This window comes from Nonomuraea cypriaca (assembly GCF_015645445.1).
GTDB lineage: Bacteria > Actinomycetota > Actinomycetes > Streptosporangiales > Streptosporangiaceae > Nonomuraea > Nonomuraea cypriaca.
This window is the reverse complement of record NZ_JADOGI010000127.1, coordinates 20,515-30,347: the sequence shown is the minus strand read 5'-3', so window position 1 is coordinate 30,347 and position 9,833 is coordinate 20,515. Positions and strand designations below refer to the sequence as shown.

The window sequence follows — 9,833 nt, the reverse complement described above, 5'->3', positions numbered from 1 at the left end:
CGACCGGCGCGGCGCTTACTCCCGCCGGGCGTGCGGCGGTGTGCACCCGGCCGCACCGGCAGGCGACTGTGTGCAGGTTGTGCTGCAACCGCCGGGCCACTACCAGCGGGATCTCGATCTGCTGGTGGAAAACGCCGGGCTCCTCAATCCGCCAAGAAGACCTGGACCTCCTGGTCGACATCCAGACCTGGGGCGCGGACAAGTACGAACTCGCCAACTTCACCGACGACGAACTGATCCCCGCCATCAAGCAACTCGCCGAAGCCCAGTCCAATACCTCCACCGAGGCGCACGGCTGGGAAACGAGGCTGCGGGCCGAACTCCAGGCGGCCCGAACCGCCCACCAGGAGATCCGCGTGCCAATCGGCCGCATGCGAGTCCGGAACGACAAGGTCGAGCTGGCCAAGCTGCTCTGGCCGGTCCTCGTCGACAAATGCGAGCGGGAACTGGAGCAGGACGATGTCCGTACGCCCGTGCTGAAGGTCGTACTCCGCGCGAGAGAGCTGGTCGGGCAGCTCTTGGGCGGAGGGTACGCCCTCATCGTCCCCACGACTTCGCCGAGCAGCCTTGATCGGCACCTGGGCGCCAACCAGTGGCCCGGTTCGCGACGTTCCCAGCCATGCGTGCCATCGCGCCCGTACGCCGGATATGACCACCGCGCAGAACGCAGGCTAGCCGAACCCGTCTGGCGGACCTCTCATCCAATCACCGATGGTGACCATCTGGCCGGTCGAGGTCTACTGTGTCCGGACACGGCCGACAACGCGACCGCCAGGTTCGCGCCTTTCAGCGTGCGCGACAGTGGCCGTCCTCATAACACTGCAACGAGCAAATGCGTACCAGGAAGCGACACTTTGTCTGACGTTGTTCCTCTCAAGCACATCTTGGAGCCTGGACAGTACCGAGTGGAGTGGACCCTTCCGGGCCAAACCGGTGATGTCGTCACCTTGCAAGGCGATCTCGTGTTGCAGGCGAATCGACCACCGCGCGGCGACGCCTATGGAAACGTTCCTCTCATCTACGAGGAGGCCGGCAACTCAAGATGGGTTCCGTTCCCTCAAACCTACACGCCGAGCTTGGTCACTGGCCGATTGCTCAACGGTCTGCTCGTAATTCTCGTGGACCCGGTAGTAGCGTTGTGGACCCGCGATCGAGCCAGGATCCACGCTAGAGCCGCACTGGTGGGCCGCGCCCCATCTGCTCCCACCACGATTCGTGCTTCCCAAATGACGATGCAGGTCACCGGCCTTGACGCGGTCAGCGGGATCGGCCCTCTCCGCCAGTTCAAGTTCCCGCAGGGGACGGACGGCAGGCAGTATCTGGATTGGGCCTGGGAAGCTGTTGGGCGGCCCGAGAGCACACAGACGTGGTCGGATGGCTCGGCTGAGGCCGAGCTGTGGTTCCGCAACTCCTTCAACGTGTCCACGGCCTACCACTTCCGTCTAGCGTTCAGTCCCGTAGTTCAAGCGACGTTTTCGGAGCCGCTGGACTTCGATACGGCTCTCAACGATTGGGCCACACCACTATGCAACCTGGTTGCGCTCTCCACAGGACGCTTAGAAAAGATCACCTACCTAGACCTGCAGCTGGACGTACCTGGATCCCAGCCGGCGACCCTGCAGGTCTATGGGCTCGGCCTCCACCAAAAGCCGTGCTACTCGGATCCTGGGGAATTGCAGAAGGCCCAGCCCAACTTCTTCCTAGCCAATGAAGACACAGGCCTGTTGACATTGCTCAGGCGGTGGCAAAAGCTCACGGCCGAACATCACCCGTTGCTGGAGACCTACGCCTCGCTCATGTTCGTTGCTGACCAGCATCCACGGTCCAGGTTCCAATTGCTCATCCAGGCAATCGAGGGCCTTCACGGTGTCGAAACGCAGGAAGACTTTGTCTCACGCAGCTTGTCTCACGGAGAACGCCGTGCAGCCGTCCTCGAGGAGGCAGCGCAGGTGCTCGGCGCTGACTCAATGAAGTTTTTGAAGAAGTTCCTGGCGAAGCGTCCTATCAGCGGACTCGATCCCGCGCTCCATCATATTTTCGATAGCGCGCCGATCAACGTTCGCCCTCTTCTGGAAGATACGGACCTGATCAGGGAAGCGATGTCTATTCACTCCCTTCCCCTCATTCCATGCCTCCGGCAGATTCGAAACGACCTTTCTCATGGTTCCCGGGGCTACGATCCGCAAGGATTGCACGAGGTCGCCAACCTTCTTGACGGTGTCGTACACGCTCATCTTCTCCGCGTCCTCGGCTGCTCTGAACTGGTTCAGGAGCGGGCGCAGAAGCAGAGACGCTAACCAACGTAGGCGGGATAGGGTCTGGGCCACGTCAACGGACGTGGCCCAGAAGCCTCCCGTCCAAGGCCAGCCAGACGCCGATGTGGGCGATCGAGACCACAAGGTAGACCAGCACCCGGCGAACTCGGGCCAGGGCACGATGCCCAGCCGGACCACGCCGACCGTGGCCACCGCTTACACGGCCGAGACCCTGGTGATGGTCAGCAGCGCGGACAACGAAACCCGCAACCGAGCAGATGGTCGGCGATCTCCTTGCGCGCCACCACGCGCCAGCCGACAGGCGGGCTGGCCAGCGCGGCACGCAGGCACCGATCTGGTGCTGGTCGGGCGGTTCGTGGATCAGCGCCACCACTTATCGCACGAGACTGTGTTGCGCGTGTCAAGCCGTCATGCTTGATCCATCACTCAGGTAGAGCGCCGCATATATTCCGACAACACCCCCGGGAACCTGCTGGACGGCGGAAGGTCAGTGTCGCCGGCGTGACATGAGCCGGGCCGCTTGTTCACGGGCGCGTGGGGGGATGGCGTCGCGATGTGGCCCGTCGTCGGGATCGACCTCATGTCGCAGTTGGACGCAGTCGTCGAGCAGCGCGCCGTACAACGTCCAGAGGGGTGAATGCGGATCGATCTCTGCCATCTGCTTGCGGGCAGCGCGTTCGAGGCGCTCGCCTTCCGCTACGGCGGCGCGCAGGCGGACCAGGTCCTCGCCGCTGCCAGGGGCGACCAGCAGTTGCTCGAAACAGGCGTAAGCCTTCCCGATCGCATCCAGCAGGTCGGCGAAGACCTGGGGAAAACTGCCGGTCTCGCGCTGTCCTGGCAGGCCGCGAACCCCGGCAGCCAGGTCGGCGAGGGCACGGGCGACGCCGCGCAGTTGAAGGCAGGCGTGCTCCAGGCATAGGACAGCCTGCATGATGCGGCGCAGGCGCTGGCGGGTTCGCGCCCGACGTAGGGTGAAACGCAGGGACTCAGTGGCTCGTTCAGCGCTCTCGTGGGCCGAACGCAGCCTGACGGACATGCGTCTGGCGCGGGCCAGCCATTTCTGCGCCTGGTGCGCGGTCCAGGATTGCCTGACGCCTTCGGCCAGGTCGGAGCACAGGTCGGCGAGATCATCGGCCAGGTCGGCCATGTCCTTAGCGGCCCGGCCCACGTGACGGGGCGGGATCATCAGTATGAGCGTGGCTCCGACGAGCGCGCCGATGACAATGTCGAGCAGCCGCACCATGCCGTACTCGCGGCCCAGGGCGAACACGAGTAGGGCGGTGATGGGCGCCTGTGTGTTCTGCCACGGTATGCCGACGGTTCTGCTGACCACCAGAGCGACCGCGACCAGGACGGCCATGGTGGCGGCGCTGGTGCCGAACACCTGCACGAAGCCGATTGCAGCCGCCAGTCCGACCAGCACCGCGATGGTCTGCTGGACGGCCTGGACCACGGTGCTGTAGGCGGTCGCCGTCACCGACAGCAGCACGCCGGTGGGAGCGAGCACCGGCTGAGGTGAGCCGATCAGTTCGGTGGAGATCCACCAAGCCACCAGGCAGCCGACGGTGACCGTCACCGTCGGCATCAGCAACTGCCTCTCACGCCGCACCCAGCGGCGTAGCCCACGCCGCCGCCATCGACCCAAGCCGGGGACTCGGTCACCCCACCGGTCCAGCCATCGCCTCGCGGCAGAAAGTGCCATCACCGCACCCCCAGACGTGGTGCCCCGCCTGGCGGCTTCCGGGTCGTCTTTTACCTCTTATCGTGAGGCTGCCCGCGTCGGGTAGCGGGCGCTCCGTTTTCGAGCAGCATTTTTCCCTCACCAGGCCTTTCGAGGACACGGCAGTGTATCGAGCGCCGACGTCGCTGACCGGCATGAGACCCTCTCAGCATCCATCCCGGTAAACGGTGGGTCGTGGCTGGTGCACGAAGGACGGTGGGCGGATGAGATGCCTTGGTACGACAGCAGTCGACCAAGATCTGATGCCCAACCGGGAGCCTCGTTGCTGTCTTGCCGTGCCGCCATCTCGCATCCAACCGCACCCTTGCCCACTTGGCCGATGCACAGGGCAGGTCGCCGATCTCCATGGTGGACTTCGCGGTGGCGTTCGTGAACAAGGCTGAGCTGCCGCGACACCGCTTGGCGAGGTTCATGGTCGGCTACGACAGTTCTGGCAGCATGAGCGGCACCTGTCCCGTGAGGCGTGTCAAGGAGATCGGCATGACCATCGCCTCGTACCCCGTGACCGACCCCGTCGCCGAGCACGGGGAGGGGCCCGTCTGGTCTGGCCGGTGGGGCGGGCTGCGGTGGGTCGACATGCTGGCCGACGACGTGCTGATGCTCGACCCCGACGGCATCGTACGCCGCCGCCATGTGGCAAGGATCGCCGCCGTCGTACGGCCGCGCGTGTCGGGCGGCTACCGGGGCCGCCCGACACGGCTTCGGTTGTGGCGCGACAGTATCCAAGCTGGTGACCTGGCCGCCCTGTCGGCGGCGCCCACTGGCTGACGCAGGTGGCGGCGTGACGCGGCCCGGCGTACCGCCAGAAGAAGTTGACCAGCACGGTGATCCGGTTGCGCCCGCCCAGCAGGTACGCCACATGAATGAAGATCCACATAAGCCACGCCGGCCACCCACGCATGGTCAATCCGTTGGACAGCTGCAACACGGCCTCGGCCCGGCCCACGGTCGCCATGATCCCCGGATCCCGGTACGAGAACGGCCGCAGCGGCAGTCCCTGAGCCGCCGCCAGGATCTGCTTGCCCACGTGCTCCCCCATCTGGATGCGCGGCCGCCGCCGCATTTCGCAGCTGCGGCTTGTACGGCGCCAGCACGAAGCCGATGCGCTCCACCAGCGTCACGCTCGTCTGGTCGGGACGAATCTTGGGATGCGTCAGCGGCAGCGTGCGCCGCCGCAGCTCGGCCAGCGTCCCGGCAAACTCGACCCCGGTCGAGCCCCCGCCCACCACCACGACGTGGACGCTGCCGCGCCGGCCCGCCACCGCGTCCTCCAGACAGTGCTGGAGCCGCTGCCGCGTCGTTGCCCCGTGCCACCTCCTCGGAGGCCTATAGCATGCCCTGCGTCCGTTAAATCTGCGGGATGCAGGAGTTGCGACTCGTGGATTGACCTGGGCGTATGCGAGACCGTTTTGCTGATACTGGTTGATCGGCCCCGGCCAGTACCGTCTCGACGCTCCAGGCGGACTGTTCGAGATCGTCACGCATCGACACGGGCTCATCGCTGTCCCAGGTTGGCGATGAGACCGACGGACACCGCGATAACGACGGTGCCGAAAAGATAGGAAAGCAGGGCGTGCCCGAAGGCGACCTTCCGGATGCGGGTGCTGGCCAGCACATTGTCTGATACCCCGTAAGCCATCCCCACGGTGAACGCCGTGTAAGCGAAGTCGCTATAGCTCGGCGGCTCCTCCTGCCGGAAGTCGATGCCCCCGTCAACCTCGACGTAGTACAAGCGCGCGTACTTGAGGGCGAAAACGGTGTTCGTCAAAGTCCAGGACAGGACCACGGTCACCAAACTCAAGATCGCTGCGATCGCGGCAACCGGGTCCTGATCGCTGCCCGGGCGGAGGAGGGCGGCCACGACGGCCGCGAGACTGGCCACCGCGGCGATCAGGATGCCCGTGTCGGTGGTGTGCGTACCGCCTTCCTCTTCGGCGATGCGCTTGGTCCCCTCGTGGCCTGCGACCAGCTGATCCGCCACGCCCACGCCAGGACGAGGGAAACAGCCACATCCCAGGTGACGAAGAAGAACAGTTCAGGGGCGCCGCTGAGCGCGACGCCTCCGCCGGCCACGGCACCGAGCAGGGCGCACATCAAAACCCGCCGCAAGGAAAGTATCCGCCGTCCGCGACGCTCCCACGCTGCCCTCACCTGCACCAGAGTGTCACAGGACGGCCCGACGCCACCCCTTCGACGTGCGAGTCCAGCGCACGCTCACTGTCGCTGACCTTGCCCTCGCCCCGAAGAATTACCCGCCGGCCCGGAGCACAGCCAGATCAGCGGCGGTAAACGGCCATGGCCTCCAACCGTGCGATCCGGTCGGTGATCGGTGGGTGGGTGGAGAAGAGCCTCCCGATGCCCCCGCCACGGAACGGGTTAGCGATCATGAGGTGCGAGGTCGAGGAGAGCCGGCCAGTCTCCGGCAGCGGCAGTTGCCGGGTGCCCACATCGATCTTCCGTAGCGCACTGGCCAGCCCGATCGGGTCACGGGTCAGCCGGGCGCCGGACTCGTCGGCCTGATACTCCCGCGCCCTGGAGATGGCCATCTGGATCATCGCGGCCGCCACCGGCCCGAGGATCATCATCAGGAGGGCCCCGAGGAAGCCGGGACCCTCGTCATCGTCTCCCCCGCCAAAGAACCCGGCCATGTAGGCCAGGTAGGTAACCATCGTGGCCAGGGCCCCCGCCACGGAGGAGATCAGGATGTCGCGGTTGTAGACGTGCGCCAGTTCGTGCCCGAGGACCGCGCGCAGCTCGCGTTCGTTCAGCAACTGGGTGATCCCATGGGTCACACAGACCGCGGCATGACGCGGATTGCGCCCGGTGGCGAACGCGTTCGGCTGCAGGATCGGCGAAACGTACAGCCGGGGCATGGGCTGGCGCGCCTCCTCCGACAGTTCGCGGACCATCTGGTGCAGCGCGGGCCAGTCAGCGGGGCCGACGGGCTGGGCATGCATCCCCGACAGCGCGATCTTGTCGGAGAAGAAGTAGGCGATGCCGTTGCTGACGAGCGCGACCAGGACGTCGATCTGGATTCCGGTGCTGCCGCCGAGCCACCACCCCACCAGGATGATCAGAGCAGACAGGGCGCCGAGCAGCGCCGCGGTACGCAAACCGTTGTGACGCATGGCGTCCTCCTTTCTCGAACGCATCTACTACCCATCGCGCTCGAGCCCATCCTTCCTGTGGGGTGGGCCAGGCCTTCCTGTGCCCGAGCAGCCGCCATCCGATCGCGTGGCGAGCAGAGGCACCAGCAACGCGCCAAATCTCGTCATAGCAGCAGGTCGAAGACTCGGATTGTGCGTGTCCACTCCTTGCTCGCCGGGTTCTTGCGATCAGGCTCTATGGCTCTGATCGCCCTGGCGAGCGCCACGGAGAGCCCACCCGCCACGGCCGGCAGCCGGGCCTCGGTTTCTTCGCTGAGAGACAGATCCAGCGGAGGCAGCGCCGCGAGCTCCGCCAGGATCGATGCCAGGTCCAGTTCCTCGTCCAGGTCCCGGAAGTCGTGCATGCTCTCCTGCAGTCCTTTGGTGATGGGCAGGTCCCAGGGCTGGATGATGTCGCGCCGGTTCGACATCGCGGCGGCCTCGGCGACGACGAGCATGTCGTACAGCTTGCGGTTGACGAAGTCGCTGTAGCGCTTAAGGTCGGCCTTGTCCACGTCAAGTCCCGCGGCGGCGCGAAAGAAGCGCTCGAACCTGGAAACTGCGATCACGGGCATGTGAATCACCGTCCTCCCTCTTGACTGCCTGTGGTGGTGAATCTTTCGTGCACCAGGCGAACCGCCATGGCGCCTTCTCCGACTGCGGACGCGACCCGCTTGACCGAGCAGCTGCGAACGTCGCCGGCGGCGAATACGCCCAGGTGCCCGGTTTCCAGGGGGAGGAGGGCGCCCCAGGGCGATGTGCCCTGGCCCGTGACGACGAAGCCGCGGTCGTCCAGCTGGAGGGTCCCCTTGAGCCATGCGGTGTGCGGGTCGGCTCCGATGAAGGTGAACAGCGCGCTGGTCTGGATCTCCTGGAGTTCTCCTGTGCGCGTGTTCTGCGCGCGGACGGCCCGTAGCGTGTGGTCTCCGAGCAGTTCGCATACCTCGGTGTAGTACATGATTTCGATGCCGGGGGTCCGGTCGATCTCGTCGGCGAGGTAGCGGGACATGCTCGCGTTTACGTCGCCGCCGCGCACGAGCATGCGCACCGACGACGCGTTCCTGATCAGGTAAAGTGCCGCCTGGGCCGCGGAGTTCCCGCCGCCGACGATGACCACGGGCGATTGCCGGTACATGCGCAACTCGAACGGTGTCGCCGCGTAGTAGACGCCGGATCCTTCGAATTTTTCCAGGTGGGGAACGTCGAGCTTCCGATAGCGGGCGCCGGTTGCGATGATCACGGCGTGGGCCTTCACGGCGCACTCGCCCTCCACGATGATTCCGTAGTGGCCTTCACGCGGTTCCAGTCCGCTCGCCTCGGCGGGGACGGTCAGGCGGGCGCCGAACTTGCCTGCCTGGATGACGGCACGCTCGGCGAGCTCGGCGCCCGAGATGCCCGTGGGAAAGCCGAGATAGTTGTCAATTCGGGACGAGGTGCCCGCCTGGCCGCCTGCGGCTACGGCATCGAGCACGACGGTTGTGAGGCCGTCAGAGGCCGCGTACACACCGGCGGCCAGGCCTGCGGGTCCCGCGCCCACGACGATCACATCGCATACGGCGGCGCTCGACGCAGGGACGGGCAGGCCGATGGTCTTCGCCAGTTCGGCGGTGGTCGGGTTGCGGAGCACCTGGTCGCCGCCCCAGATCACGACTGGGGTGTCGTGCGGGGAGATGCGCAGCTCGCGCAGGAGCGCGTCGGCGGCTTCGTCCTCCTCCAGGTCTATCCACCGGTGCGGGATCCTGTTGCGTGCGGCGAATTCGCGCAGCCGCCGGGCATCGGGTGAGTAGCGGGAGCCGATGATGCGGAGCCCGGCGTCCAGGCCGATCAGCAGGGCGCGGCGGGTCAGGTAGGCCCGCAGGATGAGGTCTCCGAGCGCCGGGTCGCCCGCTACGAGCGTCCGCGCCTCGTCGGCCGGCACGGCCAGCACCTCTCCGGGCTTTCGTACGACCGCGGTCACGAAGCCTGCCTGGCCGGTGAGGAGGCCGAGCTCGCCGAGGAAGCGGCCTGGACCGTGGACGGCGATCGTCCGCCGACCCTCGCCGTCCCCCTCGACCACGGCGACCTTGCCCCGCAGAATCACGATGAACTCCCGGATCGGCTCGCCCTCTCGGTAGAGGATGTCGCCTGGCGGCACGGACCTGCGCTGGCCGTGCCGCGACAGCTCAGCGATCTGTTGCTCGTCCAGCCGGGGATATGCCCCGCACAGGTCCGGCGTCTCGAGCTCGCAGGAGGGCGATGCCGTCATGACGGTGCTCGCACCGCGTCTTCGACCCACTCGCGCAGTTGGGGGGCTGGCGCGGCGCCCGCGCGTTGCGCCACGACCCGGCCCTCGTGCAGCACCGCGAGCGTCGGGACGGCCGTGACCACGAATCGCCGGGCGAGAGTCGGAGAGCGGTCCACATCGACCTTGACCATCTTCAACCTCCCGGCCATCTCACGGGCGAGCTGTTCGAGCGTGGGCGTGACCGTCCGGCACGGCGCGCACCATTGCGCCCAGAAGTCGACGAGGACGGGCAGGTCGGCGCGCTCGGCGACCTCACCGAAGGTGCTGTCATCGGCATCGACGATCCATGGCAGAGGCTGGTGGCAGATCCCGCATTGGGGCCTGCCACTGTACGCATCCGGGATTCTGTTCGGTCTCCCGCAGTGGGCGCAGTTCACGGTGTTCAT

At 66.3% G+C, this 9,833-nt stretch carries 9 protein-coding genes; 2 read left to right on the top strand and 7 right to left on the bottom strand.

Annotation, left to right across the window (positions count from 1 at the left end):
- Positions 1 to 2,297: ApeA N-terminal domain 1-containing protein (locus tag ITP53_RS33785; RefSeq protein ID WP_207756769.1), on the top strand; the 2,297-nt coding region annotated here is incomplete at its 5' end.
- 466 nt (positions 2,298 to 2,763) lie between these two features.
- Here ITP53_RS33785 and ITP53_RS33780 read toward each other — a convergent pair.
- Positions 2,764 to 3,861 carry an FUSC family protein gene (locus tag ITP53_RS33780; RefSeq protein WP_195899515.1) on the bottom strand — a complete coding sequence of 366 codons (1,098 nt, stop codon included), beginning with the start codon at positions 3,859 to 3,861 and terminating at the stop codon, positions 2,764 to 2,766.
- 468 nt (positions 3,862 to 4,329) lie between these two features.
- Between ITP53_RS33780 and ITP53_RS56315 the strand changes: the two genes are divergently transcribed.
- Complete coding sequence (locus tag ITP53_RS56315; protein WP_207756767.1) at positions 4,330 to 4,785, top strand: hypothetical protein; 456 nt, start codon at positions 4,330 to 4,332, stop codon at positions 4,783 to 4,785.
- Here the strand turns inward: ITP53_RS56315 and ITP53_RS61350 are convergent.
- The 6 genes from ITP53_RS61350 to trxA all read right to left on the bottom strand — a co-directional run bounded on the left by ITP53_RS61350 (position 4,695) and on the right by trxA (position 9,833).
- Positions 4,695 to 5,516: an FAD-dependent oxidoreductase gene (locus ITP53_RS61350; RefSeq protein ID WP_407941348.1), complete on the bottom strand. Its 822-nt coding sequence runs from the start codon at positions 5,514 to 5,516 to the stop codon at positions 4,695 to 4,697. The two genes, ITP53_RS56315 and ITP53_RS61350, sit on opposite strands and share 91 nt — an antisense overlap.
- Positions 5,513 to 6,004, bottom strand: a complete 492-nt coding sequence (locus tag ITP53_RS33765) for a DUF1345 domain-containing protein (protein WP_207756766.1) — start codon at positions 6,002 to 6,004, stop codon at positions 5,513 to 5,515. The genes ITP53_RS61350 and ITP53_RS33765 overlap by 4 nt, the downstream gene beginning before the upstream one ends.
- A 289-nt stretch (positions 6,005 to 6,293) precedes the next feature.
- Positions 6,294 to 7,145 (bottom strand): zinc metalloprotease HtpX, encoded by an 852-nt coding sequence (gene htpX / locus ITP53_RS33760; RefSeq protein WP_195899513.1) that lies wholly within the window; start codon positions 7,143 to 7,145, stop codon positions 6,294 to 6,296.
- Between the two features lie 143 nt (positions 7,146 to 7,288).
- Complete coding sequence (locus ITP53_RS33755; RefSeq protein WP_195899512.1) at positions 7,289 to 7,738, bottom strand: DUF1931 family protein; 450 nt, start codon at positions 7,736 to 7,738, stop codon at positions 7,289 to 7,291.
- Positions 7,739 to 7,743: 5 nt separating this feature from the next.
- Positions 7,744 to 9,408: an FAD-dependent oxidoreductase gene (locus ITP53_RS33750; RefSeq protein ID WP_195899511.1), complete on the bottom strand. Its 1,665-nt coding sequence runs from the start codon at positions 9,406 to 9,408 to the stop codon at positions 7,744 to 7,746.
- Positions 9,405 to 9,833 (bottom strand): thioredoxin, encoded by a 429-nt coding sequence (gene trxA, locus ITP53_RS33745; protein WP_195899510.1) that lies wholly within the window; start codon positions 9,831 to 9,833, stop codon positions 9,405 to 9,407. The genes ITP53_RS33750 and trxA overlap by 4 nt, the downstream gene beginning before the upstream one ends.

What these genes read in the sequence shown, in the direction of transcription:
- ITP53_RS33780 (WP_195899515.1), bottom strand. Translation starts at nt 3,861, where the DNA reads ATGCCGACGGTGACGGTCACCGTCGGCTGCCTGGTGGCTTGGTGGATC.
- htpX (WP_195899513.1), bottom strand. Translation starts at nt 7,145, where the DNA reads ATGCGTCACAACGGTTTGCGTACCGCGGCGCTGCTCGGCGCCCTGTCT.
- ITP53_RS33755 (WP_195899512.1), bottom strand. Translation starts at nt 7,738, where the DNA reads ATGCCCGTGATCGCAGTTTCCAGGTTCGAGCGCTTCTTTCGCGCCGCC.
- ITP53_RS61350 (WP_407941348.1), bottom strand. Translation starts at nt 5,516, where the DNA reads ATGAGCCCGTGTCGATGCGTGACGATCTCGAACAGTCCGCCTGGAGCG.
- ITP53_RS33750 (WP_195899511.1), bottom strand. Translation starts at nt 9,408, where the DNA reads ATGACGGCATCGCCCTCCTGCGAGCTCGAGACGCCGGACCTGTGCGGG.
- trxA (WP_195899510.1), bottom strand. Translation starts at nt 9,833, where the DNA reads ATGAACACCGTGAACTGCGCCCACTGCGGGAGACCGAACAGAATCCCG.